Annotated in this window: 25 protein-coding genes and 1 pseudogene; 15 read left to right on the top strand and 11 right to left on the bottom strand. The window is 70.4% G+C overall.

The features are described from left to right. Position 1: 1 nt before the first annotated feature. Positions 2–1027, top strand: a complete 1026-nt coding sequence (locus tag ACIRYZ_RS11930) for a PadR family transcriptional regulator (RefSeq protein WP_393025050.1) — start codon at positions 2–4, stop codon at positions 1025–1027. A gap of 94 nt (positions 1028–1121) precedes the next feature. Here ACIRYZ_RS11930 and ACIRYZ_RS11925 read toward each other — a convergent pair whose 3' ends face one another. Further along, on the bottom strand, positions 1122–2084 hold the full coding sequence (locus ACIRYZ_RS11925; RefSeq protein WP_402942415.1) for a zinc-binding dehydrogenase: 963 nt from the start codon (positions 2082–2084) through the stop codon (positions 1122–1124). Positions 2085–2336: 252 nt separating this feature from the next. Further along, a complete protein-coding gene (locus ACIRYZ_RS11920; protein ID WP_393025047.1) occupies positions 2337–3533 on the bottom strand; it encodes an NADP-dependent malic enzyme in 1197 nt (398 codons plus the stop codon). A 559-nt stretch (positions 3534–4092) separates the two neighbouring features. Here ACIRYZ_RS11920 and ACIRYZ_RS11915 point away from each other — a divergent pair. The 5 genes from ACIRYZ_RS11915 to ACIRYZ_RS11895 all read left to right on the top strand — a co-directional run bounded on the left by ACIRYZ_RS11915 (position 4093) and on the right by ACIRYZ_RS11895 (position 8905). Beyond that, positions 4093–5019 (top strand): ABC transporter substrate-binding protein, encoded by a 927-nt coding sequence (locus ACIRYZ_RS11915; protein ID WP_402942412.1) that lies wholly within the window; start codon positions 4093–4095, stop codon positions 5017–5019. Between the two features lie 444 nt (positions 5020–5463). Then, positions 5464–6390 carry an ABC transporter substrate-binding protein gene (locus ACIRYZ_RS11910; protein ID WP_402942410.1) on the top strand — a complete coding sequence of 309 codons (927 nt, stop codon included), beginning with the start codon at positions 5464–5466 and terminating at the stop codon, positions 6388–6390. 37 nt (positions 6391–6427) lie between these two features. Beyond that, positions 6428–7402, top strand: coding sequence for an amino acid ABC transporter permease (locus tag ACIRYZ_RS11905; RefSeq protein WP_402942408.1), 975 nt, complete (start codon positions 6428–6430; stop codon positions 7400–7402). Between the two features lie 47 nt (positions 7403–7449). After that, positions 7450–8202: an amino acid ABC transporter ATP-binding protein gene (locus ACIRYZ_RS11900; protein ID WP_402942672.1), complete on the top strand. Its 753-nt coding sequence runs from the start codon at positions 7450–7452 to the stop codon at positions 8200–8202. A 115-nt stretch (positions 8203–8317) separates the two neighbouring features. After that, positions 8318–8905 (top strand): CGNR zinc finger domain-containing protein, encoded by a 588-nt coding sequence (locus tag ACIRYZ_RS11895; RefSeq protein WP_402942405.1) that lies wholly within the window; start codon positions 8318–8320, stop codon positions 8903–8905. A gap of 3 nt (positions 8906–8908) precedes the next feature. Here ACIRYZ_RS11895 and sodX read toward each other — a convergent pair whose 3' ends face one another. Next, positions 8909–9271: a nickel-type superoxide dismutase maturation protease gene (gene sodX, locus ACIRYZ_RS11890; RefSeq protein ID WP_402942670.1), complete on the bottom strand. Its 363-nt coding sequence runs from the start codon at positions 9269–9271 to the stop codon at positions 8909–8911. A 258-nt stretch (positions 9272–9529) separates the two neighbouring features. Here sodX and sodN point away from each other — a divergent pair, with 258 nt between their 5' ends. From sodN to ACIRYZ_RS11860, 6 genes and pseudogenes are all read left to right on the top strand, one after another. Next, positions 9530–9925, top strand: a complete 396-nt coding sequence (gene sodN / locus ACIRYZ_RS11885) for a superoxide dismutase, Ni (RefSeq protein WP_030057980.1) — start codon at positions 9530–9532, stop codon at positions 9923–9925. Positions 9926–10060: 135 nt separating this feature from the next. Then, a pseudogene (locus tag ACIRYZ_RS11880) lies at positions 10061–10616 on the top strand (ABC transporter substrate-binding protein); the annotation flags it as partial. An 88-nt stretch (positions 10617–10704) separates the two neighbouring features. After that, the gene (locus tag ACIRYZ_RS11875; protein ID WP_393025027.1) at positions 10705–11088 is read left to right on the top strand and encodes a nuclear transport factor 2 family protein; all 384 of its coding nucleotides are present in this window, start codon (positions 10705–10707) and stop codon (positions 11086–11088) included. Between the two features lie 9 nt (positions 11089–11097). Further along, on the top strand, positions 11098–11574 hold the full coding sequence (locus tag ACIRYZ_RS11870; protein WP_393025025.1) for a GNAT family N-acetyltransferase: 477 nt from the start codon (positions 11098–11100) through the stop codon (positions 11572–11574). A 245-nt stretch (positions 11575–11819) separates the two neighbouring features. Further along, a complete protein-coding gene (locus ACIRYZ_RS11865) occupies positions 11820–12230 on the top strand; it encodes an anti-sigma regulatory factor (protein WP_359966134.1) in 411 nt (136 codons plus the stop codon). A 268-nt stretch (positions 12231–12498) separates the two neighbouring features. Beyond that, positions 12499–13380: an RNA polymerase sigma factor SigF gene (locus ACIRYZ_RS11860; RefSeq protein WP_402942667.1), complete on the top strand. Its 882-nt coding sequence runs from the start codon at positions 12499–12501 to the stop codon at positions 13378–13380. A gap of 84 nt (positions 13381–13464) precedes the next feature. Here ACIRYZ_RS11860 and ACIRYZ_RS11855 read toward each other — a convergent pair whose 3' ends face one another. Next, positions 13465–13881: a hypothetical protein gene (locus ACIRYZ_RS11855; protein ID WP_387629042.1), complete on the bottom strand. Its 417-nt coding sequence runs from the start codon at positions 13879–13881 to the stop codon at positions 13465–13467. 50 nt (positions 13882–13931) lie between these two features. On the opposite strand from ACIRYZ_RS11855, the gene ACIRYZ_RS11850 reads away from it, so the two are divergent. Both ACIRYZ_RS11850 and ACIRYZ_RS11845 read left to right on the top strand, forming a co-directional pair. Beyond that, positions 13932–14903 (top strand): diacylglycerol/lipid kinase family protein, encoded by a 972-nt coding sequence (locus ACIRYZ_RS11850; RefSeq protein ID WP_402942401.1) that lies wholly within the window; start codon positions 13932–13934, stop codon positions 14901–14903. A 368-nt stretch (positions 14904–15271) separates the two neighbouring features. Next, positions 15272–15523 (top strand): WhiB family transcriptional regulator, encoded by a 252-nt coding sequence (locus ACIRYZ_RS11845; RefSeq protein ID WP_014138019.1) that lies wholly within the window; start codon positions 15272–15274, stop codon positions 15521–15523. A 428-nt stretch (positions 15524–15951) separates the two neighbouring features. Here ACIRYZ_RS11845 and ACIRYZ_RS11840 read toward each other — a convergent pair whose 3' ends face one another. The 7 genes from ACIRYZ_RS11840 to ACIRYZ_RS11810 form a co-directional block, all read right to left on the bottom strand. Next, the gene (locus ACIRYZ_RS11840; protein WP_402942398.1) at positions 15952–17472 is read right to left on the bottom strand and encodes a sensor histidine kinase; all 1521 of its coding nucleotides are present in this window, start codon (positions 17470–17472) and stop codon (positions 15952–15954) included. Between the two features lie 441 nt (positions 17473–17913). Continuing rightward, entirely contained in the window at positions 17914–18972 is a 1059-nt protein-coding gene (locus tag ACIRYZ_RS11835; protein WP_402942395.1) for an SIS domain-containing protein, read from the bottom strand. A gap of 176 nt (positions 18973–19148) precedes the next feature. After that, positions 19149–20462, bottom strand: coding sequence for an extracellular solute-binding protein (locus tag ACIRYZ_RS11830; protein ID WP_402942392.1), 1314 nt, complete (start codon positions 20460–20462; stop codon positions 19149–19151). Positions 20463–20885: 423 nt separating this feature from the next. Beyond that, positions 20886–22439 carry a glycoside hydrolase family 3 protein gene (locus ACIRYZ_RS11825; RefSeq protein WP_402942389.1) on the bottom strand — a complete coding sequence of 518 codons (1554 nt, stop codon included), beginning with the start codon at positions 22437–22439 and terminating at the stop codon, positions 20886–20888. A 6-nt stretch (positions 22440–22445) separates the two neighbouring features. Then, on the bottom strand, positions 22446–23276 hold the full coding sequence (locus tag ACIRYZ_RS11820; protein WP_393025004.1) for a carbohydrate ABC transporter permease: 831 nt from the start codon (positions 23274–23276) through the stop codon (positions 22446–22448). Next, positions 23273–24298 carry a carbohydrate ABC transporter permease gene (locus ACIRYZ_RS11815; RefSeq protein WP_402942386.1) on the bottom strand — a complete coding sequence of 342 codons (1026 nt, stop codon included), beginning with the start codon at positions 24296–24298 and terminating at the stop codon, positions 23273–23275. The genes ACIRYZ_RS11820 and ACIRYZ_RS11815 overlap by 4 nt, the downstream gene beginning before the upstream one ends. Positions 24299–24387: 89 nt before the next feature. After that, positions 24388–25653, bottom strand: coding sequence for an extracellular solute-binding protein (locus ACIRYZ_RS11810; RefSeq protein WP_402942383.1), 1266 nt, complete (start codon positions 25651–25653; stop codon positions 24388–24390). A 336-nt stretch (positions 25654–25989) separates the two neighbouring features. On the opposite strand from ACIRYZ_RS11810, the gene ACIRYZ_RS11805 reads away from it, so the two are divergent. Beyond that, positions 25990–26781 (top strand): GntR family transcriptional regulator, encoded by a 792-nt coding sequence (locus ACIRYZ_RS11805; protein WP_402942380.1) that lies wholly within the window; start codon positions 25990–25992, stop codon positions 26779–26781. Positions 26782–26853: the final 72 nt, after the last annotated feature.

Here is a 26853-nt window from a genome sequence, read left to right as displayed (position 1 = left end):
GATGACCCCCGTGTTCGGCCACGGCCGGCTCCGGCTGTACCTGCTGAAGCTGCTGGACGAGGCCCCGCGGCACGGCTACGAGGTGATCCGCCTGCTGGAGGAGCGCTTCCAGGGCCTGTACGCGCCCTCCGCCGGCACGGTCTACCCGCGCCTGGCGAAGCTGGAGCAGGAGGGCCTGGTCAGCCACAGCACCGAGGGCGGCCGCAAGGTCTACCGGCTGACCGACGCCGGGCGCACGGAACTCGAAGCCCGTCAGGGCGAGTTGGACGAGCTGGAGCTGGAGATCCACGACTCCGTGGCGCAGCTCGCCGGGGCGATCCGGGAGGACGTCCGGGACAGCGCCAAGGACCTGCGCGAGGAACTGTGGCAGGCCGCCAAGCAGGCCCCCCGGCCGGACCGCACCGAGGGCGGCGGCGACCCCTGGGCCGGGCCCTGGGGCGACAACGAGTCCTGGCAGCGCGCCAAGGAGGAGTTCGCCCAGTTCAAGCGGCAGGCCAAGGAGCAGGCCAAGCGTGCCCGGGAGCAGGAGAAGGCCGCCAAGGCCAAGGCGAAGGCCGCCGAGGAGGAGGCCCGCCGGCTGCGCGAGCAGGCCAAGGCCTCCCGCAATGCCGCCCAGCAGGAGGCGCTGCGGATAAAGCGCCGGGTCGAGCAGCAGGTGCGCGAGCACGCCGCGAAGGGCGACTGGCCGACCGGGCTGGCCGAGGGCCTGTCCGAGCTGACCAAGGGCCTGGCCGGGCTGGCCGACGCGGCGCGCTGGGGCCAGCCCGCGGACGAGCCGGCCGAGAAGATCACGGTGACCCGGATCGACCTGGACAAGGACGGCGATACCGCCCCCGCCGACCTGCCGTCGTGGGCGCGCACCGACCCGGCCGAGGACCCGGCCCGCGAACTGGAGCGACTGCTCGACCGCTTCCGCGACCAGGTCCGCGACGCGGCCCGGGACGGCGGGGTGAGCGCCGACGAGCTGGCCGAGGCCCGCTCGGTGCTGGGCGCGGCCGGCGAGCGGCTGAAGCGGCTGCTCGGCTGAGCCGCCGGCCCCGACAGGTCGCCGGCCCCGACGGCTTCGGCCCGGTGCCCCGTTCGAGGGGCACCGGGCCCGCCGCGCTCAGGGGCGCCGCGAATCAGGGGTTGAGCACGATCTTGCCGAAGACGTCGCCCTTGGCCAGCCGGGCGAAGCCCTCCCGGGCCTCGGACAGCGGCAGCACCGAGTCGATCACCGGACGGACGCCGGTGGTCGCGCACAGCGACAGCAGCCCGGCCAGCTCCTCCTTGGTCCCCATGGTCGAGCCGACCACCTTGAGCTCCAGGAAGAAGATCCGGTTGAGCTCGGTGGCGCTCGGGTTGGGGCCGGAGGTGGCACCCGAGATGACGATGGTGCCGCCCGGGCGCAGCGACTTCACCGAGTGCGACCAGGTCGCGGCGCCGACCGTCTCCATCACCGCGTCCACCCGGGCGGGCAGCCGGGCGCCGCTCTCGAAGGCCGCGTCCGCGCCGAGCTCGACCGCCCGGCGGCGCTTGGCCTCGTCCCGGCCGGTGACCCACACCCGCAGGCCGGCCGCCTTGCCGAGGACGATCAGCGCGGTCGCCACCCCGCCGCCGGCCCCCTGCACCAGGACGGTGTCGCCGGGCTTGACCCCGGCGTTGGTGAACAGCATCCGGTAGGCCGTCAGCCAGGCCGTGGGCAGGCAGGCGGCCTCCTCGAAGCTCAGCTCGGCGGGCTTGGGCAGCAGGTTCCAGGTGGGCACGGCCACCTGCTGGGCGAAGGTGCCCTGGTAACGCTCGGTCAGGATGGACCGGGGCTCGTTCGGGCCCACCCCGTGGCCGGTCTGGCCGATCACCGAGTGGACGACCACCTCGTTGCCGTCCTCGTCGACCCCGGCGGCGTCGCACCCGAGGATCATCGGCAGCTTCTCGGCGGGCAGGCCGACCCCGCGCAGCGACCACAGGTCGTGGTGGTTGAGGCTGGCGGCCTTGACCGTGACCACGCTCCACCCGGGGCGGGCCTGCGGTTCGGGGAGTTCACCCAACTCCAGCCCGCTGAGCGGGTCGTCGGCGTCGATACGTGCGGCGTAGGCAGCAAACATGTCCCGGACGATAGCCGGGACGGCCGAGGCCGGGAACCACGCGTGGGTGTGACGCGTGTCCCGGCCTCAGACTGTGACTGCCCCGTTTGTTCCCCCGCTCGCCTCCGGGCGCTCCGGCCCGCTGCCGACGGTCGTCGCTCCGGCGCTCGTGCCTCGCTTGTCGCTCCTCGCTTTCGGCAGCGGCGCGCCCTTTGGCTCGGGGGGCAGACCCCCCGCTCGCCCGGAGATCCGGGGGCGGGGTTCGTCAGCTCGTCAGATCCGCGCCACGCCCTCGGCGCGGGCGGCCTCGGCCACCGCCTTGCTGACCGCCGGGGCGACCCGCTCGTCGAACGGCGAGGGGATGACCTTCTGCGGCGTCAGCTCGTCGGCCACCACGCCGGCCAGCGCCTTGGCGGCGGCCAGCTTCATGCCCTCGGTGATCCGCGAGGCCCGCACCTGCAGGGCACCGGCGAAGATGCCCGGGAAGGCCAGCACGTTGTTGATCTGGTTCGGGAAGTCGCTGCGCCCGGTGGCGACGACCGCCGCGTACTTGTGCGCGACCTCGGGGTGGATCTCCGGGTTGGGGTTGGCCATCGCGAAGATGAACGCGCCCTCGGCCATGGTCGCCACGACCTCCTCCGGCACGGTGCCGCCGGAGACGCCGATGAACACGTCGGCGCCGGCCAGCGCGTCGGCCAGCGAGCCCTTGAGGCCGGTGCGGTTGGTCAGCCCGGCGATCTCGGCCTTGACGTCCGTCAGGTCGCCGCGGCCCTCGTACACCACACCCTTGCGGTCGCACACGGCCACGTCGCCGATGCCCGCCGCCAGCAGCATCTTGGCGATGGCGATGCCGGCCGCGCCGGCGCCGGAGATGACGGCCCGCAGCGAGCCGATCTCACGGCCGGTCACCTTGGCCGCGTTCCAAAGGGCCGCGGTGGTGACGATCGCGGTGCCGTGCTGGTCGTCGTGGAAGACCGGGATGTCCAGGGCCTCCTGGAGCCGGCGCTCGATCTCGAAGCAGCGGGGGGCGGAGATGTCCTCCAGGTTGACGCCGCCGAAGGACGGCGCCAGCCGGACCACGGTCTCGACGATCTCGTCGACCTCGGTGCAGGCGAGCGCGATCGGCACCGCGTCCACGCCGCCGAACTGCTTGAACAGGATGGCCTTGCCCTCCATCACCGGAAGCGAGGCCTCCGGGCCGATGTCCCCCAGGCCCAGCACCGCGGTGCCGTCGGTGACCACCGCGACGGTGTTGGACTTCCAGGTGTAGTCGTTGACCAGCTCCGGCTGCTCGGCGATGGCCGTACAGACCCGGGCGACACCGGGGGTGTAGGCGAGGGACAGGTCGTCCGCGTCGCGCACCGGCACGGTCGCCCGGATCTCCATCTTGCCGCCGCGGTGGAGCGCGAAAACGGCGTCGACCGGATCGTCGGTGTCCTGGGTGCTGCTGTGAATGATCTCCGCTGCCACGATGACCTCTTCGTCATTGATCTGGCGAGGTGCGCGGCCGACAGGACGACCCGTCCGGAAACCGGAAACCGGGTACGCCGAAGCGGACCCGGGGTCAGGGTCGGGGCGCCCGTCGGGTGGCGCCCTCGGATGAGGGTTTTATGGGGTCTTGTGTTGTCCGCGTTGTGCTACCGGGCCGAGCGTAAGTCGGACAAAGACATCGCACCTATGCCTTTTCGTCCTCGTCACGTGACGTTCATCGCCGTGCTGCCGCGTCAGCTGGGGCCCGGCGTCGGAAGCGACGGGCTCCGGCGGCGGCAACGGCGTCAACGCACGCACACCCGCAGGGGAGTCGGCACCCCGGATACGGAGCCACGTGATGACTTCCGGTCCTGGGCACCCCGAGCCTGTCGGGGCTCGTCGGTCTGGTTCGAGCGTTCGGGGGTCACCCGGTACCGAATTCTGACACACCCGCTGCCGGGCCCGGCAGGGTGGGATGTCAGGATCGCTTGTCCGCTATTGGGCGGATACCGCCTTGACACCCCGGCGACCACGCGCCCCACCCACAGGAGCAGCCCTCATGCGTCATGTCCCCCAGGTCCGCCGTCCGGCCGCCGCCGGAGCCGCACTGGCCGTCGCCGGCGCCCTGCTGCTCACCGGCTGCGGCGGTGACGGGCCGGCCGCCGCGAGCGACCCGGTCAAGGACATCCGCGCCAAGCTGCCCAAGGCCCAGCGCTCGGCCGGGGTGCTGCGCATCGGCATGGACGTCAACCTCGCGCCGGTGGAGTTCCACGGTCAGGACGGCAAGCCGGCCGGCCTCGACCCGGAGCTCGCCGCGGCCCTCGGCCGGATCCTCGACGTGCGGATCGAATTCGTGGACACCCCCTTCGACAAGCTGCTGCCGAACCTGCAGGGCAAGCAGTTCGACGTGGCGATGTCCGCGATCAGCGACGTCCGCCAGCGCCGCGAGGGCCTGGACGAGAACGGCAAGCAGGTCAACCCGGGCGTGGACTTCGTGGACTACTTCATCGCCGGCGCCTCGATCGTCGTCCCGAAGGGCAACCCCAAGGGGATCAAGACCCTCGACGACCTGTGCGGCAAGACCGTCGCCGTCCAGCAGGGCACCACCCAGGACGACATCGCCACCCGGCAGGTGGCCGTCTGCGCCCACACCGGTCGCCAGCTGACCGTGCACAAGTTCGACACCGACGCCAAGGCGCTGGCCGAGGTCGCCTCCGGCGCCGCCGCAGCCGGCGTGAACGACTTCCCGGTGGCCGCCTACGCGGCGAAGACCACCGACGGCGGCGGCCGCTTCGAGCTGACCGGCGCCCAGTCCACCTCCAACCCGTACGGGATCGCGGTGCGCAAGACGGACACCGACCTGCGGGACACCCTGTCCAAGGCGGTCGACCAGCTGATCCGCAGCGGCGAGTACGACAAGATCCTCGGCAAGTGGAACGTGAGCGCCGGCGCGGCGCAGAACGCGGTCGTCAACGGGGGCATCTGAGCGACGGCGGCCAGGCTGGGGGCGGGCGGCCCCCGGCCCGGCCTCCCGGGCGCACTGCGGAGGGATCTGCATACTTATACGCAGGGTGACAGGGGCACGCGATTCGTCCGAATAGCGGACAGTGCGAGCCCTTGTTATCCGATTTTGATCTGAATGAGGGCCACCTGACTGTCATCAGATGGCAGGATTCCCCCCATCTCGGATCGAGCCGACCACTGGTCGAGGCGGTTCCGGTCAACGTCCACCTCGGCGGAGGGTGGCGGAAGCAGTACCCCGCACCACCCTGGGCGGCCCCCTGCGCCCAGGACTGCACCACCCGGCATGCCCGTACGACGACGTACAGCGACATACCCATCCGTACGGCTCCGTACGGCCAGCTGCCCGGTGCGCCGCTCCCCGCGGCGTACTCCGCCCGATTTCTCTCCCCAGGAGGAGATCCCCCTCATGACCGCCCGTACCCAGCGCACCCGCCTCTTCGCGGTCGGCGTGGCCGCCGTCTCCGTGTCCCTCGTGCTGAGCGCGTGCAGCAGCAGCAAGAGCGAAGGCGGCGGTGCGCCCAACGCCAGCGCGACCGTCAATGAGGTCAAGGCCGACGACAAGCTGGTCGCCCTCCTCCCGGCCGACATCAAGTCGGCCGGCAAGCTCGTGGTCGGCGCCGACGCCTCCTACGCGCCGGACGAGTTCAAGGACGACAGCGGCAAGGTCATCGGCATGGACGTCGACCTCGCCACCGCCATCGCCGCCAAGCTCGGCCTGAAGGCCGAGGTCCAGGACTCCGGCTTCACCGCGATCATCCCCGGCATCCAGTCGAACAAGTTCCAGCTCGGCATGTCGTCCTTCACGGACAACAAGGAGCGCGAGCAGGTCGTCGACATGGTGACCTACTTCAACTCCGGCAGCACCATCGCGGTCAAGAAGGGCAACCCGGAGAAGATCGACCCGAAGGACCTCTGCGGCAAGAAGGTCGCCGTCCAGACCGGCACCACCCAGGCCGACGAGATCAAGGACACCCGCAACCCGGACTGCGCCAAGGCGGGCAAGCCGGGCATCCAGAACGACGGCGACAAGTTCGACCTCCAGACGGACGTCACCAATGCCGTGGTCTCCGGCCGCGACCAGGCGATGATGGCGGACTCCCAGGTCGTCGACTACGCGATCAAGCAGGCGGGCGGGCAGCTGGAGAAGCTCGGCGACACCTACGGTGTGGCCCCCTACGGCGTCGCCCTGGCCAAGGGCTCCAAGCTGACCCCGGCCATCCAGGGCGCCATCCAGTCGCTGATCGACGACGGCACCTACAAGCAGATCCTCACCAAGTGGGGCGTCGAGGCCGGCGCCATCGACAAGTCGACCGTCAACGGCGCCGTCAGCTGACCCCTCGTACGCTTCATCTCTCCCCCGAGGCCACACCGTGAACTCTTTGGACAAGGGGACGGCTGGGCAGGGACGGCCTGAGACCATCAAGGCCGTCCCGGTTCGCCACCCCGGACGCTGGGCGGGCGCAGTCGTCATCGCCCTGCTCGCGGCGATGCTGCTGAGCGCCCTCATCACCAACCCCGCATTCAAGTGGGACGTCGTCGGGCAGTACCTGTTCCACGACAGCATCGTGCACGGCATGGTCGTGACACTGGAGCTGACCGCACTCTCCATGCTCATGGGTGTGGTCGGCGGCATCATCCTCGCGGTGATGCGCCTGTCCCCGAACCCACTGCTGGCAGGCACCGCCTGGGTCTACATCTGGGTCTTCCGCGGCACCCCGGTGCTGGTGCAGCTGGTGATCTGGAACTTCCTCGGCCTGATCTGGGCCAAGCTGTCGATCGGCGTCCCGTGGGGACCGGAGTTCTGGTCCGAGCAGACCAACGTCCTGATCCCGACCTTCGTCGCCGCGCTGCTGGGCCTCGGTCTCAACGAGGCCGCCTACATGGCGGAGATCGTCCGCGGCGGCATCCAGTCGGTGGACGAGGGCCAGACCGAGGCCGCGCACGCGCTCGGCATGAGCCGGTTCCAGACCATGCGGCGGGTCGTCCTGCCGCAGGCCATGCGGGTGATCATCCCGCCGACCGGCAACGAGACCATCTCGATGCTCAAGACCACCTCGCTGGTCTCCGTGATCTCCCTGGAGGAGATCTTCCGGGCCGGCCAGGTCATCTACTCTCGGAACTACCAGAACATCCCGCTGCTGATCGTGGTCAGCCTCTGGTACCTGTTCTTCACCTCCGTGCTGACCATCGGCCAGTACTACATCGAGCGCTACTACGCCCGCGGCTCCAACCGCACCCTCCCGCCCACCCCGCTGCAACGGCTGCGGGGCCTGTTCGCCGGGAAGCCCACCCCGAAGACGACCGCCGACGTCGTCCCGGGGCTTGAGGGAGGTGGTCACGTATGACCGATCTGACCAAGTCGCCCGCCGACTCCGTCGCGGCCACCGAGCCCATGGTCCGCGCCGAGGCGGTGCACAAGTCCTACGGCTCGGTCGAGGTCCTCAAGGGCATCGACCTGGAGGTCAAGCAGCGCGAGGTGTTCTGCCTGATCGGACCGTCCGGCTCCGGCAAGTCGACCTTCCTGCGGTGCATCAACCACCTGGAGAAGATCAACGGCGGCCGCCTCTGGGTGGACGGCGAGCTGGTCGGCTACCGGCAGAAGGGCGACAAGCTCCACGAGCTCAAGGACCGCGAGGTCGCCCTGAAGCGCCGCGACATCGGCATGGTGTTCCAGCGCTTCAACCTGTTCCCGCACATGACCGCCATAGAGAACATCATGGAGGCGCCGGTCCAGGTCAAGGGCGAGAGCAAGGCCGACGCCCGCGAGCGTGGCATGGCCCTGCTGGAGCGGGTCGGCCTCGCCGACAAGGCGAAGAACTACCCCTCGCAGCTCTCCGGCGGCCAGCAGCAGCGCGTGGCCATCGCCCGTGCGCTGGCCATGAAGCCCAAGCTGATGCTCTTCGACGAGCCCACGTCAGCGCTCGACCCGGAGCTGGTCGGCGACGTCCTGGACGTCATGCGCGGCCTCGCCGAGGAGGGCATGACCATGGTGGTCGTCACCCACGAGATGGGCTTCGCCCGCGAGGTCGGCGACGCTCTGGTGTTCATGGACGGCGGTGTGGTGGTCGAGTCCGGCAACCCCCGCGAGGTGCTCACCAACCCGCAGCACGAGCGGACCAGGGCATTCCTCTCCAAGGTGCTCTGACCCCGCACGATCGGCGCCCGGCAGGCACCTTTCCTGCCGGGCGCCGACGCTTTCCCCAGCCTGGTAATAGGCTGGAAGCATCCGGCCCGTTACCGAAATCTCTGGAAGGACTGCCGTGGAGCTCGCCTCGTACGCCGATCTCGCCGTTCGGCTGGTGAACACCGAGGAACCCGAGCGCGGCACCGACACGCTGACCTCGGTGGACGCGGTGCGCGCCCTGTTCTCCGACTCCTCCCGGGCCGCCACGCTGGCCGACGAGTCCGACGTGCCCCGGCTGCGGGGCGTGCGGACCAGGCTGCGCGGGGTGTTCGAGGCCGCCGCCGAGGGGGACGAGGTCCGGGCCGTCGACCTGCTGAACAGCCTGCTGATGGAGTACCCCGTCAGCCCGCTGGTCTCCGGGCACGACTACCTGGACGACGCCGGCCGGCCGCGCTGGCACCTGCACCTGGCCGACAACTCGCCGACCGCCACCGCCCACTTCAGCGCGGTCGCCTGCATGGGCCTGGCCGTCCACCTCACCGAACTGGGCGCCGACCGGCTCGGCATCTGCCAGGCCGCGCCCTGCCGCAACGCCTACCTGGACACCTCGACCAACCGCTCCCGCCGCTACTGCTCGGACCGCTGCGCGACCCGCGCCAACGTGGCCGCCTACCGGGCTCGCAAGCGCCAGGAGGCCGAGGCGGCGCTCAGCGCCGGGCAGTAGGCCTCAGAGCTCTTCGACGAAGACCCCGAGACGGCGGGCCAGGCCCGGCACCCGGGCCAGCCGGGGGCCGAGCAGCAGCCGCTCCAGCCGGCGGCCCGGCGCCAGCCAGGCCGGGCTCGGGCGCAGCCGCAGCAGCACCCGGCCGAGCACCAGGTCGTCCGGGACCGGGCCGTAGCTGCGACTGTCACTGCCCACCGGCCGGTTGTCGGACAGCAGCCACCAGCCCTTCGGGCGGCGCTCGGCCGCCCGCTTCACCACCAGCAGGTCCTGCTGGAGGGGGTGCCGGAACAGCACCACCGCGCCCGGCCGGATCGGCGCGCCGTAGCGGACCAGCAGCTGGTCGCCCTCGCGCAGGGTCGGGACCATCGACGGGCCCGCCACGTCGATCAGCCCGAACGGCACCACGCCGCCGCCCGCACCACCCTGCGGGTCCGCGCTCCGCGCCACGACTCCTCCTCCCGGACCGTCCGCACCCAGTCTGCCGTACGGACCGTCATCCGTTCGATGTCCGGATTACCCCGGTTCCGGGTCCGCCTTTCGCCCTAGGCCCACCGCCCGATCGCGAAACCCGGCGGACGGAAGGGTAATCTCGGGCGCGGGAAGACGATCTAAGGAAGGACTCCCATGTTCTCTCGTCTGTTTGCACCTCGCGCCACCGCTCACGCCCACTGCGACCTGCCCTGCGGCGTGTACGACCCGGCCCAGGCCAAGCTGGAGGCCGAGTCGGTCAAGGCCACCCAGGAGAAGTACCAGGCCAACGAGGACCCGCACTTCCGCGCCCGCGCCATCATCATCAAGGAGCAGCGCGCCGAGGCCGTCAAGCACCACATCTCGGTGCTGTGGAGCGACTACTTCAAGGCCCCGCACTTCGAGAAGTACCCCCAGCTGCACAAGCTGATCAACGACACCCTGAAGGCCGCCTCGGCCGCCAAGGCGTCCACCGACCCGGCCACCGGCCAGGCCCTGCTGGACCTGATCGCCGAGGTCGACAAGATCTTCTGGGAGACCAAGCAGGCCTGAGCCTGACGCGTCGCCACCCGGCCGCCCCCGTCCGCCCGTCGGACGGGGGCGGTCGCGCGTTCACGCCCGATCCATGCCCGGTAAGGGCTGCCTGGTCCACGCCGAGCCAGTCGGCCGGCTCGTACGGCACAGGCGCTGGACGCCAGGGCCGACCTGGTCTTCGCCGGCTGGCACTACGGCTTCGACGAGGGCAGCGGGGTCACCCCGCAGGCGTTCAAGGCCCTCGGCGTCGACTCCTACGTGCTCAGCGAGTCCTGCCGCAGCGGCAAGGGCCCCGAGCGCGGGGTGATGGACCCGCTGGAGGCGCTCTACACCGACCTCGCCAACCTCGGCGAGATCTTCGACGTCAGGGACCGCGCCGACCGCCTGGTCTCCGACTTCAGGGCGAAGATCGCCGCCGTCCCGCAGCCCGGGCGCCGCCCGTCCGTCTTCCTGTACGACAGCGGGCAGGACAAGCCGTACACCGCAGGGAAGTTCGCCGCCGCCAACCAGATCATCGACAAGGCCGGCGGGGCCAACATCATGGGCGACCTCGCCGACACCTGGGTCACCGCGGGCTGGGAGAGCGTGGTGCGGCGCGACCCCGAGGTGATCGTGGTCATGGACTACGTCGACCTTGGTCGAGAGCCCGCGCAACCCGGCCGCGATCAGCACCCTGGCCGACTACCTGCGCACCGTCCCGGCCCGCTGACCGGCCCGGGCAGCGCCGCTTCCGACCGGGTCCGCCGGGCGTACGCTCAGAGGTACGAGCCGACGGACCTGACCGGAGGAGCGAGATCATGACCACCATGGCGGCGCCGTCCGCCTTCGACACCCGGGCCCTGCGCGAGGGCATCGAGCGCTGCGACTCCGAGGCCCTGCTGGCCCTGTACGCCGAGGACGCCGAACTCCGCGTGGTCGACCGCAAGACCCAGCCCAGCCACCCCCTGGTGATGCACGGGCGGGACGAGATCGGCGCCATGCTGAACGACATCTACGGCCGCGAGATGACCCACAAACTGGAACAGGTGGTGGTCCAGGGCGACCACGTCGCCTTCCTGGAGTCCTGCCGTTACCCCGACGGCGTGCGGGTGCTGATGTCCTCGATGGCCGACCTGCGGGACGGCCGGATCGTCGACCAGACCTCGATCCAGGCCTGGGACGAGACCGGACCCGAGCAGTAGGCTCGCGGCATGATCCGCACCGCCGTCGTCACCGACGTCCCCGTCATCCTGACCATGATCCGCGAGCTCGCGGACTACGAGAAGGCCCCGCAGGAGGCGGTGGCCACCGAGGAGCAGCTGCGCGACGCACTGTTCGGCGCCAACCCGGCCCTGTTCGGCCTGATCGCCGAGGACGACACCACCGGCGAGACGGTCGGCTTCGCGGTCTGGTTCCTCAACTTCTCGACCTGGCGCGGCACCCACGGGATCTACCTGGAGGACCTCTACGTCCGCCCGGAGGCCCGTGGCGGCGGCCACGGCAAGGCGCTCCTGCTGGAGCTCGCGCGGATCGCCGTCGAGCGCGGCTACGCGCGGGTGGAGTGGTCGGTGCTCGACTGGAACCAGCCCTCGATCGACTTCTACAAGTCGCTCGGCGCGGTGCCGATGGACGAGTGGACCGTCTACCGGCTCACCGGCGAGGCACTGACCGCCGCCGGCAGTCGTTGAGAGTTGTTGAGAAGTCGCTGAGAAGTCGCCGAACCGACCGGTGAGTACGGGCAAAGGCCCTGCCACCCAGCGTCGCAATGCCTTACCATGAGTAACTCTCGCACCGGGGCGCGGAACACCCGCGGCGATGGCGGATCAGCGGTACCGGCGCCCCTTCGCGGGGTAGCAACAGCGGTAGTAACAGCGGTAGCAAGGCCCCCAGCGGGGGTACCAAGCAAGCACAGCGCGTCACCCAGGAGGCAAGGGTGTCCCAGATCGACAGCGATCTCGGAGTTCAGGACTTCGTGGAGGTCCGGCTGCCCGCGGCGGGGGCCTACCTCTCCGTGCTGCGAACAGCGACGGCCGGGCTCGCGGCCCGGTTGGACTTCACCCTCGACGAGATCGAGGACCTGCGGATCGCGGTGGACGAGGCCTGCGCCATCCTGCTCCAGCAGGCGGTACCCGGCTCCGTACTGTCCTGCGAGTTCCGCCTGGTCGGCGACTCGCTGAAGGTGACCGTCGCCGCTCCCACCACGGACGGCAAGGCGCCCGAACGGGACACCTTCGCGTGGACGGTGCTCTCCGCGCTGGCCGGCGAGGTCGACTCCTCGGTCGACGAGGACAACACCGTGTCGATCAGCCTGCACAAGAAGCGCGGCGGGTCCGCCGCCCACTAGCCGGGCACCGAGCAGCACCCTGCAAGGGCCGTCCGCCGCTCCCCCACCGGGGCCCGGCGGGCGGCTCCCGGTACCGCCCCCACGCGGTACGACCAACGAGACGATGCCGGGGTCGACGGCCCCGGTGCTCCCGGAACGGAACGGGGGAATGGCCGTGAGTGATCTGGACCGTACCGGCCTCGCGACGGCGGGCCCTGCCGTACCGACCCAGGCGAGCGTTCCCGGCCTCGCCGCCAACGACGAAGCGCACCCGAAGGACGCCCACCGGATGAGCCACCCGACCGAGCCGACGTCTGAGCCGACGCCCGCCTCCACGCCTCCACCGGACCAGGCGGACGGGGCCGCGGAGCTGCACGGCGCCGTGCCCGCCCAGGGCGGCTCGCACCGCAGCGGCGCCCCGGACCGGGAGGCCGCCCGCGCGTTGTTCGTCCGGCTGTCCGCACTGCCCGAGGGCTCCCCGGAGCGCGTCGAGCTGCGCAACCAGCTGGTGCGGATGCACATCCCGCTGGTCGAGCACCTGGCCCGGCGCTTCCGCAACCGGGGCGAGCCGCTGGACGACCTGACCCAGGTCGCCACCATCGGGCTGATCAAGTCGGTGGACCGCTTCGACCACGAGCGCGGGGTCGAGTTCTCCACCTACGCGACGCCGACCATCGTCGGCGAGATCAAGCGGCACTTCCGCGACAAGGGCTGGGCGGTGCGCGTCCCGCGCCGCCTGCAGGAGCTGCGGCTGTCGCTCACCACGGCGACCAGCGAGCTCTCCCAGCGGCACGGCCGCTCCCCCACGGTGCACGAGCTGGCCGAGCACCTGGGGATCTCCGAGGAGGACGTCCTGGAGGGCCTGGAGTCCGCCAACGCGTACTCCACGCTGTCCCTGGACGTGCCGGACAGCGACGACGAGTCGCCGGCCGTCGCGGACACCCTGGGCGCCACCGACGAGGCGCTGGAGGGCGTCGAGTACCGCGAGTCGCTCAAGCCGCTGCTGGCCCAACTGCCGCCCCGCGAGCAGAAGATCCTGGTGCTGCGGTTCTTCCGGAACATGACCCAGTCGCAGATCGCCGCCGAGGTGGGGATCTCCCAGATGCACGTGTCCCGGCTGCTGGCGCGGACCTTGGCCCAGCTGCGGGAGAAGCTCCTGGTGGAGGAGTAGGGCTGACGGCCGCTCAGCTCCTTCGAGCGGCCGCTCAGCAGGCTTCGGCCCAGCGGGCTTCAGGACCCTGGCGGCCCTGTGCGCTCAGCCCTCGTGCTGGGTGTACAGGGCCGCCGTCGACTTCGGGTTCAGCAGCGAGCCGATGCCCACCAGACCGAGCAGTCCGACCACCGCGCCGACCGCGATCATCGCGCCGCCGCTCTGGATCATGTAGTACGCGACCGGCAGGCAGATCGAGTTGGTCAGCACGGCCGGGCTGCGGCCCCAGCGGCGCTCCTTGAGCAGCGCGCGGGCGGCCAGCATCGGCAGCACGCCGAGCAGCACGATGACCAGGCCGCCGAACTCGTTCAGGGCCAGCTGCTTGGCCTGGCCGGACAGCGCGGACACCATGTCCGAGACGCCGACGACGGCCAGCGCGGCGCCCTCCAGGGCAGTGATGGCGGCGCCCAGGGTGAGCGAAACCGGGCGAGCGGGTGCGGGTGCGGGGGTTTCTGCGGTCACTCCAGCAGGGTAGCCGCCGGTCGGTCCGTACCGACCCGTAGGCTTTCCCCATGCGCGCTCTCCTGGTCGTGAACCACAAGGCCACCACCACCAGTGGCCGGACCAGAGACGTGCTGATCCACGCCCTGCGCAGCGACCTCAAGCTGGAGGTCGCCGAGACGCAGTACCGGGGCCACGCGCGCGACCTGGCCCGTGAGGCGGCGCAGGACGGCACGGTCGACCTGGTGGTGGCGCTGGGCGGTGACGGCACCGTCAACGAGGTGGTGAACGGGCTGCTGGCGCAGGGCCCGGGCGAGAAGGTCCCGCGACTGGCCGTGGTGCCGGGCGGTTCGACCAATGTCTTCGCCCGCGCGCTGGGCCTGCCCAACGACCCGGTGGAGGCCACCGGCGCCCTGCTGAACGCGCTGGAGCAGGGGCAGGAGCGGCCGATCGGGCTGGGCAAGGCGATGACCGACGGCCTGCCGGACCGCTGGTTCACCTTCACCGCCGGCCTCGGCTTCGACGCCGGGGTGGTCGGCCGGGTCGAGGAGCAGCGCCAGGCCGGGCGCAAGTCCACCCACGCCCTCTACGTGGGGCAGGCGATCCGGCACTACTTCACCCAGCGTGAGCAGCGCCGCAGAGGCCCGGTGACCCTGGAACTGCCGGGCCACGAGGCCGTGCCGGGCCTGGTCCTGGCGATAGTGAGCAACACCTCGCCGTGGACCTTCCTCGGCAACCGTCCGGTCTACCCCTCGCCGCTCGCCTCCTTCGACACGGATCTGGACGTCTTCGGAATCACCGTGATGACGGCGTTCGGTACGGCTCGAACGATCCGTCAGATCCTGCGGTCGCACGCGCCTTCGAGCGACGGCGCCCCGGCGGTCGGCCCGTCCGGAAAACACGTCGTCTCCTATCACGACGTCAAACACTTCACCTTGGTTTCCCAGGAACCCGCCCCGTTCCAGGTGGACGGGGACCATCTTGGAGACCGGAGTCGCGTCAGTTTCACAGGCGTACGGCGGGCACTGCGTGTGATTGTGTGACCGGAAGTGGGGTTCACCCTTCTTCTCGAACGCACAAGCCCCCTTCACTCCATGGAAGTACTGGCTGTGAGCTAGGCGACACCGAAGAATCAAAAATTCCTCCCCGAAGGGGGTTGTATCCGAGCCCGAGGTTTGCGAACCTCTACATGGCGATCGGGACACATCGCAGCGACGGCGACTCCGGAACCACAGGAGCACCGACCGCGGGGTGTCCCTCGAATCGCCGAATCCCCCAAGCGCAGACCACCCGGGCCCCGGCGGGCCTTTGGTCTCTTTTGCTGTTGTGGGATTCGTGAAAGCGTTCACATTCACAAGCCATTCGATTATGCCGATCGGGTCACCCCCGCGGCAGGAGGAGTTGGACGACCATGGACTGGCGCCACCGCGCTGTCTGCCGCGAAGAGGACCCGGAGCTGTTCTTCCCGATCGGGAACACCGGTCCTGCTCTGCTGCAGATCGAGGAAGCCAAGGCCGTGTGCCGCCGCTGTCCGGTGATGGAGCAGTGCCTCCAGTGGGCTCTCGAGACCGGCCAGGACGCCGGCGTCTGGGGCGGTATGAGCGAGGACGAGCGCCGCGCGATGAAGCGCCGTGCCGCCCGCAACCGCGCCCGCACCGCCTGATCAGCCCCGTCTGATCACACGCCGTAGCATCAGCAGTAACCGCCGTACCGATCAACACATGATCAAAGGCTTCCCTGCACCTCCTGGTGAAGCCTTCCGCACAAAGGGCCTTGCCCGGCGAGGTCCCGCGACACCGGACCGTCCAGCCACTTGATACTGTTCACTGAGAGCAATACTGTGGAGCTGAGGCGCTCACCGTGTGCAACGCACCGGCGAGGTGTCGCACCACCCAGAGCCCCCGTTCCGGCCGACTCCCCCCGACGGCCGGAACGGGTTGAGAGGCCCTGTCGACCCACCCCCCCCGGTCGACAGGGCCTCGTTTCTGTTTCCGCGTCCGTCGCGTAAGGGCTTGCGGAGTGCGCACCCGGCGCTTCCGCCGAGCGCACGCCCCGGCCGAGCGCCCCGATGCGACGAATTCCCGGCAGGCCTCAGCGGACCGGGATCTCCAGGATCACCTTGGTGCCGCCGTTCGGGCCGGCCACCATGTCGAAGGTGCCGCCGAGCTCGCCGGTGGCCAGCGTCCGGACGATCTGCAGCCCGAGGTTGCCGGCCGTCTTCGGGTCGAAGCCCTCCGGCATGCCGCGGCCGTCGTCCTGCACCGTGATCAGCAGGTACTCCTCCGGCCGGGCGCCGCCGTTCCAGCTGTCCGACCAGCCCATGCCGGTCGCCGGCGCCCGTCCGCGCAGCGCGCTCACCTCCAGGTTCCCGGAGGCCGTCGGGCCGAAGGCGTGCTCCAGCGCGTTCTGCAGCAGCTCGGTCAGCACCATCGACAGCGGGGTGGCCACCTCGGCGGAGAGGATGCCGAAGCTGCCGGTGCGGCGGGTCGCGACCCGGCCGTCCTGGGACAGCTCCATCGCCATCGCCAGCACCCGGTCGGCGATCTCGTCGAAGGCCACCTGCTCGTCCAACGCCTGGGAGAGCGTCTCGTGCACGATCGCGATCGAGCCGACCCGGCGCACCGCCTCGTCCAGCGCGGCCCGGCCGGACTCCGACTCCATCCGGCGGGACTGCAGCCGCAGCAGCGCGGCGACGGTCTGCAGGTTGTTCTTCACCCGGTGGTGGATCTCCCGGATGGTGGCGTCCTTGGTCATCAACTCGCGGTCACGGCGGCGCAGCTCGGTGACGTCCCGGCAGAGCACCAGCGAACCGGTCAGGGTGCCCTTGGGCTTGAGCGGGATCGCGCGCAGGGTCACCACTCCCCCCTGCGCCTCCACCTCGGTCTGCCGCGGCGCCCAGCCACTGGCCAGCTTCACCAGCGCCTCGTGGACGGCCGAGCGGGACGGCGGGGCGAGGTCGGCGGTGGCCCGGCCCAGGTGGCTGCCGACCAGGTCGGTGGTGAGGCCGAGCCGGTGGTACGCGGAGAGGGCGTTGGGGCTGGCGTAGGTGACGACGCCGTCCGCGTCCAGCCGGATCAGTCCGTCGCCGACCCGGGGCGCGGCATCCATGTCGGCCTGCTCGACGCCGGGGAACGGGAAGCTGCCGGCGGCGATCATCTGGGCCAGGTCGGAGGCGCTCTGCAGGTAGGTGAGCTCCAGCCGGCTGGGGGTGCGGACGGTCAGCAGGTTGGTGTTGCGGGCGATCACCCCGAGCACCTTGCCCTCACGCCGGACCGGGATGGACTCGACCCGGACCGGGACCTCCTCGCGCCACTCGGGGTCGCCCTCGCGCACGATCCGCCCCTCGTCGAAGGCGGCGTCCAGCAGCGGGCGGCGTCCGCGCGGGACGAGGTGGCCGACCATGTCGTCCTGGTAGGAGGTGGGTCCGGTGTTGGGTCGCATCTGCGCCACCGAGACGTAGCGGATGCCGTCCCAGGTGGGGATCCACAGCACCAGGTCGGCGAAGGAGAGGTCGGAGAGCAGCTGCCACTCCGAGACCAGCATGTGGAGCCATTCCACGTCGGCCCCGGTGAGGGTGGTGTGGCGGCGGACGAGTTCGTTCAGCGAGGGCACATGGCGAGCGTAGCGCCGCCGGTCGGGGCCGGGCGCGGCGGACCGTGCGGTGGCCGCCGCTGACTGTCCGGAGTTGTTTAGACCACTTTCCCGGTCGACCTGGACAACCCAGATTGGTCTAGTCCACAATGAAAGGGCACCAAGGAGAGACCCGCCGCGCAACTGCCCTGACCGCGCGCCGCCTTCTCCTCGGTCGGACGCCACCGAGTGAGGACCCCGCACAGTCCTCGGTCGACTCCGGTGCCCGACGACAGCTCCGGGCTGCGGTGCCGCACGGGTTGAGGGTCCCGTGTCGGCGCCGTGGCCCGTAGTGCTTTCCGGACACTTCACCGTCAGCGGCGGACCGTCGGGCTCCCCCGTCGAAACCATGTTCCGCCGCTCACAGGGCCGGCCCCCGTCCACAGCCTGTGGACGGGGGCCGGTTCGATCCGGCTGCGCCCGTCAGCGGGTCTCGGTGACCTTGGCGAGGGCGCGCGGGGCGTCCGGGTCCTGGCCGCGGGCGATGGTGACCTCGTAGGCCAGGTGCTGCAGCGGCATGATCTCCAGGATCGGCTGGACCTCCTCGGGCACGCCGGCCGGCAGCGCGAAGCCCGCCGAGGCGGCGTCCACCTGGGCCTGCTGGCCGATCACCATGAGGTCCGCGCCGCGCCCGCGCAGCCGGTCCAGTACCGGCTGCAGGGCCTCCCCTCCCTTGCCGTCCGGGACGATCGCGATGACCGGCGAGACGTTGTCCACCATGGCCAGCGGGCCGTGCAGCAGGTCGGCGCCGGAGAACGGGGTGGCCGGGATGTACGTGGTCTCCATCAGTTTGAGCGCCGCCTCACGGGCGGTCGGGTAGCCGTAGCCGCGCGAGGTGATGACCAGGCGCTGGGCGAAGCGGTATCGCTCGGCCAGCGCCTTCACCTCGGCCTGGCGGGACAGCACGCCGGCGGCCAGCGCGGGCAGCTCCTCGGCGGCCGAGCCGTCCCCGCCGCGCAGGCCCTCGACCAGCAGGTAGAGCGCCAGCAGCTCGGCGGTGTAGGTCTTGGTGGCCGGCAGCGCCTTCTCCGGCCCGGCCAGCACGTCGATGTGGAACTCGGAGACCTCGGCCAGCGGGGAGCCGGGGTTGTTGGTGACCGCGAGGGTGATCGCCCCGGCCTCGCGGGCGGCCTTGGTGGAGGCGACCAGGTCCGGCGAGCCGCCGGACTGGCTGACGGTGATGACCAGGACATCGGTGAGGTCCGGCTTGGCGCCGTACGCGGTGGTGGTGGACATCGAGGTCAGGCCGGCCGGCTTGCCGAGCAGAATCTCGATCAGGTACTTGGCGTAGAGCGCCGCGTTGTCGGACGTGCCGCGCGCGGTCAGCAGGACGAAGCGGGGGCTGCGGGCGGCGATCTGGGCCGCGATGTCGCGGATCTTGGGCGCGCCCTCGTCGAGGATGCGCTGGAGGACGGCCGGCTGCTCGGCCATCTCCGCCGCCATGATCCGGCCGGGAACGGAAACAGTCTGCGGGTCGGACATCTGGATGTGCCTCCGATGAGATGGGTCCACCCCGCCCGGGCGGTCACCCGACGGGGATCTCTACGGCGGCGAGTCCGCACACTCGCTGCGGTCTTCCTGGTTTCCTGGTTTCCTGGCGCAATCCTACGAGGGCGCCCCGCGCCGGGCACCCCCGGACCGGCAGCGGCCTTGCGGTGTCAGGACGGGTTGTTGATCAGCTGGTCGATCGCGGCGTCGGCGTCCTTGGTGGCCTGCTCCACGGACTTGCCCTTGAGGATCGAGGTCAGCATGTCGGGGATGATCTTCTGCTTCTCCACCGATCCCCAGCCGGGCGCCAGCGGGGTGAACCAGGCGTCCGGGACGGCGTTGGCCGCGGCGGCGGTGGTGGGCTTGTTCTTCAGCGGGTTCAGCTGGGTGAGGTTGTTCGGCAGGATGTCCTTGTCGGCCAGCGCCTGCTCGGACTTGGTACTGGTGAACATCCGGATCCAGTCGGCGGCCAGGGCCGCCTGCGGGGACCTGGCGGTGACCGCGAGGTCGGAGCCGCCGATGAAGGTGGGCAGCGGCTTGCCGTCCGGACCGGGCATGGTGGCCACCTTGACGGCGTCCTTGAGGCTCGGGTCGCCGGTGACCGGCGCGGTGACGCCGGCCGCCTCGAAGCCGTTGCCGTAGAAGGAGGCGGCGTGCCCGCGGGCCATCGACTCGGACTGGTTCTGCTCGTTCACCGTCAGGTCGCCCTTGTTGTACTTGCGCACCAGGTCGGCGAAGTGGCTGATGCCCTGCTGGGACTTGGGGTCGTGCAGGGTGCCGTGCCAGTTGCCGGCGCTGTCGAACTTGGCGATGCTGCCGCCGTACGCGGCCACGTAGCTCATCGCGGCGTACCAGTACGGGCCGGGCAGGTAGAGCGGGGAGAAGGTCCTGTCGGCCTTGTTCTTGTCGGCGATCCGGTCCAGGGCGGCCAGCAGGTCGGCCTCGGTTCTGGGGAACTCCGCGCTGCCGGTGGCCTGTTGGAAGCTGGTGGAGTTGTAGATGGCGACCCGGGCACCGGCGTAGTACGGCACGCACCACAGCTTGTCCTGATAGGTGCAGGTGTTGGCGAGCGCCTTGATCCAGGTGTCGGAGTTGTCGAAGGTGGTGCGGTCCACCGGGGCGAGCGCGCCGGAGAGCACGTACTTCATGGTCTCGGTGTTGCCGAGTTCGACCACGTCGGGGGCGTTGCCGTCGGCGAGGACCTTGTCGAGCCTGCCGACCTTGTCGGCCCAGCCCTGGTAGACCAGCTTGAGGCTGACGCCCGGGTACTTCGCCGCGAACCCGTCGTTGACCCGCTGGACGATGTCGGGCCAGTTCTTCTGGGCATCGTCCATCAGCCAGACGGTGACAGTGCCGGTGGCGGCCTTCGGGTCGACGGAGGATCCCGTGCCACCTCCCGAGGGCGAGCCGGACGAGGAACAGGCCGTCAGTCCGGCCACCAGGGCCGCGATCCCGGGCGTGGATACGAGCTGGCGCTTCTTCACGCCATCCTCCGAGGGTGTTCAAGAGCCGGTGATGCCCGCCGACAGCGTGATGGGCGCCCGCGGCGGAGAGTCCGGGCAGGGGCGGCGCAGAGCTTCGAGGAGGGCGCGGTACCACATCCGGCGACGTTCGAATTCGAACCGGATGCATGGACTCTGGCCTAGACCAAGTGTGGTGTCAACGGCCAACAGCCCCTGTTTCCAGGGCCGTTGCAGAGCCGTTGTACCGCGCGTCGATCAGTCGTCGGACCGTCACCCTCGGTGGGACCCGAGGCGGATTCAAGGCGCACCTGAGGGAGCCCGGTCACCCGACGAAAGCGCAGGTGGACGCCGGGGGAACGGGACGGGCCCGCCATGCGGCATGCGCACGGCGGGCCCGTCGGCCGACGCCTCCCGGGCACGGCCGGTGACGTCTCGTCGATCCGTTCAGCCGATCGCTCCCGGCTGCCCGGTGAGCACCTCCACGGCCGCCAGCCCGCAGACCCGGGCGGCGCCGTGGGTGGCGATGTGGAGCGCGCCGATCGGCTCGGACTGGGGCAGCCCCATCTCCACCACCGCGGCGTCCGGCCGGGCCGCCACCAGGCGGCTCAGCGCGGCGGACATCCACGCGTGCCGGTGGGCGTCCCGGACCACCAGCACCAGGCGGCGGCCCTCGGCGTCGGCCACCAGCTCGGCGACCAGGGCGTCCAGCAGCTCCGGGGCCGCCTCCGCGGCCGACACCTCGCGGGTGCGGGTACCGGGGAAGCGGTCCGTCAGCATGCCGGCCACGCCCCACGGGGTGACGTCGCCGACCGCGATGTTCGGCTCGTCCGAGAACGAGGCCACGTACGGGCGCTCGCTCACCGGCAGCACCTCGCGGCCCGGCGCCCGGACCACCCGCAGCGCCCGGCGCGCGGCCCGCAGGCCCACCGCCAGGTCCGGCTCCACCCGCTCGCCCTGGGCCGAGATCCGGCCCCAACTGCCCAGCGCCCGGACCCGTTCGGCGGCGTCCGCCAGCCGCTCCTCGGCGAGCCGGCCGGAGCGCACGCCCGCCACGATGGCGTCGCGCAGCATCAGCACGGTCTCCTCGTCGGCCAGCCCGCCGCCGACGCAGATCGCGTCCGCGCCGGCCGCCAGGGCCAGCACGGTGCCCTCGCCCATGCCGAAGGTGTCGGCGATGGCGCCCATCTCGATCGCGTCGCTGACGATCAGGCCCTGGTAGCCGAGGCCGCCGTCGGCCGGGGCGGCGCGCAGCAGGTCGCGCAGCACGGTCGGGCTCAGGGTGGCCGGCAGCATCGGGTCCAGCGCCGGGATCATGATGTGGGCGGTCATCACGGCCTTGGTGCCGGCCGCGATCGCGGCCTGGAACGGCACCAGGTCGCGGGCGCGCAGCACGTCCAGGTCGACGTCGATGACCGGCAGGCCGTGGTGCGAGTCCACCGCGGTGTCGCCGTGGCCGGGGAAGTGCTTGGAGCAGGCAGCCACGCCGGCCGACTGCAGGCCCTCGACCCAGGCAGCGGTGTGCCGGGCGCACAGCTCGGGGTCGGCGCCGAAGGAGCGGACGCCGATGACCGGGTTGCGCGGGTTGGAGTTGACGTCGGCGGTGGGCGCCCAGTTGTAGTTGACCCCGGCCGCGGCCAGTGCCCGACCCAGCTCGCGGGCGACGTCCCGGGTCAGCGCCGGGTCGTCGATCGCGCCGAGCGCCAGGTTGCCGGGCCAGGACGAGCCGGAGCCCGCCTCCAGCCGGGTCACGTCGCCGCTCTCCTCGTCGATGGCGATCAGGAGGTCGGGGTTCTCCGCACGCAGCGCCCGGGTCAGCGCGGAGAGCTGGTCGAGGTCGGCCACGTTGCGGTCGAACAGCGCGACCGAGCCGAGCCCGGCGGCCAGGTGGCGGCGCAGCCAGGCCGGCGGCTCGGTGCCGACGAAGCCGGGCTGCAGGACGGTCAGGGCGTCGCGGTGCAGCTGGTCGCTGTCCGGGGCGGTGGGAACGAGGATGCTCACGTTGGCTCAGCCCTTCACGGCGCCGTCGGTCAGACCGCCGACCGCCTTGCGCTGCAGGAAGAAGAACAGGATCAGGATCGGGACCGCGAAGAGGGTCGACGCGGCCATGGTGGCGCCCCAGTCCGTGCCGAAGTTGGTCTGGAAGGACGACAGCCACAGCGGCAGGGTCTGGCTGTCGGGCTTCTTGTTCAGCCACAGGACGAGCGGGAACTCGTTCCACGCGGTGACGAAGCCGAACAGCGAGGTCGACATCAGGCCGGGGGCCAGCAGCGGGAAGATCACCTTCAGGAAGGCCTGGGTGCGGGTGCAGCCGTCCACCATGGCCGACTCCTCCAGCTCCTTCGGCACCGCGGCGATGAAGCCGCGCAGCGTCCAGATGGTGAAGGGCAGCACCATCATCATGTAGAAGGCGGTGAGCGGGACGAGGCTGTTCAGCAGGTCGTTGTCACGGGAGAGCATGTAGACGCCGATGGTCATGACCTCCCACGGCGCCATCTGGGCCGCCATGACGACCAGCACGAAGGACTTGCGGCCGCGGAACTTCATCCGGGCGACGGCGAAGGACGCCAGGGTCGCGATGAGCAGCGAGATGAGCACCGCGCCGATGGTCACCGTGAGGCTGTTGGTGACGTACGTCCAGAAGTTGTCGGCGTGCACGGCCCGGTCGAAGTGGGCGAAGGTCGCGTCCAGCGGGAGGAAGACCGGGGTCCGGCTGATGATGTCCTTGTCCTGCTTGAAGGACGTGGAGATCATCCAGTAGACGGGGAAGACGAAGAAGACGAACAGGACGACCGCGATCACGTTCGGCCAGGTACGTCCGATGAGCGAGCGCCTCACAGCTCGTCCTCCTGCTTCAGGATGATGCGGAAGTAGTACGACATCAGCGCGGCCAGCATCAGGATGGTGAGCACCGCGATCGCGGAGCCCGCACCGAAGCGCTGGGCTCCGATGCCTTCCAGGAAGGCGTGCACCGGCAGCGTGCGGGTCAGCCCGTCCGGTCCGCCGTGGTTGATCAGGTAGACCTGGGTGAAGGCCTTGAAGACCCAGATGATCTCCAGGAAGGTCGTGGCCAGGAAGAAGGGCTTCAGGCTGGGGAAGACCACCGCGGTGAAGGTCTTGACGGGGCCGGCGCCGTCCATCCGGGCCGCCTCGTAGAGCTCCTTGGGGATGGTGGTCAGCGCGGCGTACATGTTGATCGCCACGAACGGGATCGACATCCACACGATCAGCAGCACGATCACGAAGAAGGTCGAGTACTCGCCGCTGTACCAGTTGAAGTGGGCCATCGAGTGCCAGCCCAGCTGGTCCAGGAACCAGTCGACGACGCCGAAGTTCTGGTCGAAGAGCCAGGTGTAGACGGTGGTCGCGGCCACCACCGGCATCGCCCAGGCGAGGACCAGCGCGACCGACAGCGCCAGGCGCATCCTCTTGCCGAGGCGGTTGAGCAGCAGGCCGATCAGGGTGCCGCCGACCATGATCAGCACCACGTTGACCGCGGTGAAGCCGATCGTACGGCCGGTGACCGTCCAGAACTCCGAATCGGTCAGCTGCTCCTTGTAGTTGTCGAAGCCGTTCCACTCGGTCAGGTGCTGGATGAACTGCCGCTTGTTGAGGTTCTGGAACGACAGCAGGACCGTCTTGAGCAGCGGCCAGCCCAGCAGGCCGATGGTCGCCACGGTGGCCGGCAGCAGCAGCAGGTACGGCGCGAGACGGGCGCCGAGGCCCGGTTCGCCGGTCGTTCTGCCGGCCTTCCCCGGAGTGCTTCCGGTGCCGTCGCCGGCGATCGCGTCGGTGGTGGCCACGGCGGCCTTCCCTGTGCCCGGGGACTGTGTCCGCACCGGGTCCGAATGCACGGCCATCGTTCTCTCTTCCTCACGACCTGACCACGACGGACGGGCGCCGCCCACCGGCCCCCGCCGGGAGCCGGTGAGCGACGCCGCTCAACTGCTTACTGCTTGGTGTTGAGACGCTTCGCGATCTCGTCGTCGGCCTTCTTGGCCGCGGCGGCGTAGTCGCCGGTCAGCGCCGCGGTCAGGAAGTCCTTGATCGGGTTCGGCTCGTTCTCGACGTTGGTCCAGGTCGGAACGTTCGGGGTGATCGCGCCGTTGGCGGAGGCCGGCAGGGCGGCCTTGGCGAAGTCGCCGGCCACCTTGCTGTTGAGCGAGGTCTTGTTCGGGATGGAGCCGGCGGCGGCGAACAGGCCCTCGTTCTTGTCGCTGAGGGCGATCTTCAGGAAGCCCTTGGCGAGTTCGGGGTTCTTGGTCTGCTGGGCGATCGCCAGGTTCGAGCCGCCGAGGAAGACGCTGGACGGCTTGTCCGCGGTCTTGCCGGGCAGCGGGAAGTAGCCGATCTTGTCGGCGGCCAGCTCCTCGGGCTTCGGGACCTCCCAGCCGAGGCCGATGATGGTGCCGATGTCGCCCTTGGCGAAGACGTCCTTCTGCTGCGGGGTGGCCTCGTCCTTGTCCTTCGGCGCGGTGGCCGAGTAGCTCTGCAGCTTCTTGTAGGTCTCGAAGGCCTTCTGCGCCTCGGGGGACGACAGGCCGCCGGCCCACTTGTCGCCGTCCTTCTTGGCGAACTTGCCGCCCTCGCTGGTCAGCAGGCCGAAGTAGGTGTACCACTCCTGACCCGGCATGTAGAGCGGGTCGGTGACGCCCGGGACGGCCTTGACCTTGTCCAGGTCGGCGTAGAACTCGTCCAGGGTCTTCGGCGCGGCGGTGATGCCGGCCTTGGTCCAGATGTCCTTGTTGTAGGTCACCACGCGGTTGGTGAAGTACCACGGGGCGGCGTACTGCTTGCCGTCCAGGACCGAGGACTCGTTCAGGTTCGCGGCCCAGTCCGCGCCGCCCAGGTCGGTCTTGTCCTTGGTGATGTCGAGCAGGCCGCCGGTGGCCGCGTAGCCCGCCGTCTGGGTGTTGCCGATCTCCAGGACGTCGACCGAGCCCTCGGAGAGGCCGGCGGTGACCTTCTGGCCGATGCCGTTCCACTTCTGGGTCTGGATGTCGAGCTTGGCACCCGGGTAGGCGGCGGCGAAGTCCGCCTTGACGCTGTCCTCCCAGCCCTTGGGGGCCGAGCCGTCCATCAGCCACACGGTGAGGGTCTTGCCGTCGAAGTTCTTGGCCGCCGAGGACGAACCGCTCTTGCCGTCCGAGCCGCAAGCCGCGAGACCGACGACCATTGCTGCGACGCCGACCGCCGCGATGAGCTGACGCTTCACGCCATCCTCCTGAGGGATGCCTGGGTTACCCCCGTCGGGCGGCAGCGGCAGACCCACGCGAAGCGGGAGAATTGGTGCCGCGGACCCTGCGGGCGGGTGGGGGGATTCATCGTTACCGGCCTAGTGGTGTAGACCAGATGCCTGGAGCTTGGCCTAGACCAATGGGCCTGTCAACGGCTGTTCGACCGATCTCGACCACCCGTTATCAAGCCGACACCGCACATCGTTCATCGCGTGATGAGGTATTCGTTCCGTAGCCATACATGCAACGATGTGACCCGTTAACGATGTGGCGGGGCTGTAAAGGGCCCCGCGAGAAGCGGGAGAACAGGTCCGATGAGCAGCGACGGGGGAACCACCGCCCAGGCCGACGACCCCGAGGTGAAGAACCTCCCGACGCAGGCCGGCGCCGACCCGACCGCGCGCGTCCCCAAGTACTACGGCCTCAAGCGCCACCTCCTCCAGCTGACCGAGACCCAGCCCGCGGGCACCCCGGTCCCGCCCGAACGGGCGCTCGCCGCCCAGTTCGACACCTCGCGCACCACCGTGCGCCAGGCCCTGCAGGAACTGGTGGTCGAGGGCCGGCTGGAGCGCATCCAGGGCAAGGGCACCTTCGTGGCCAAGCCCAAGGTCGCCCAGGCCCTGCAACTGACCTCCTACACCGAGGACATGCGCGCCCAGGGCCTGGAGCCCACCTCCCGGCTGATCGAGATCGGCTACATCACCGCCGACGACCGGCTCGCCCCGCTGCTCGACATCAAGCCCGGCGGCCGGGTGCTGCGGATCGAGCGGCTGCGGCTGGCCAACGGCGACCCGATGGCCATCGAGGTCGCCCACCTGTCCGCCAAGCGTTTCCCCGCCCTGCGCAAGAACCTCGGCAAGCACACCTCGCTGTACGCGGCGCTGCGCGAGGTGTACGGGGTCACCGTGGCGGAGGCCGAGGAGACCATCGAGACCACCCTGGCCAACCCGCGCGAGGCCGGGCTGCTCGGCTCCGACCTCGGCCTGCCGATGCTCCAGCTCTCCCGGCACTCCTTCGACGCCGAGGGCGCCCCGGTGGAGTGGGTCCGCTCGATCTACCGCGGCGACCGCTACAAGTTCATCACCCGGCTGAAGCGGCCGGAGTAGCCGTACGGAGCAGGCGTCCGACCTGGGCGCACTTCGCCCTTCGGGCCCCCTTCGCACCACGGGCACCGGCGC

Origin of the sequence: Kitasatospora sp. NPDC101155, assembly GCF_044768305.1 — a bacterium.
Lineage (GTDB): Bacteria > Actinomycetota > Actinomycetes > Streptomycetales > Streptomycetaceae > Kitasatospora.
This window is presented reverse-complemented; position numbering and strand designations above follow the sequence as displayed.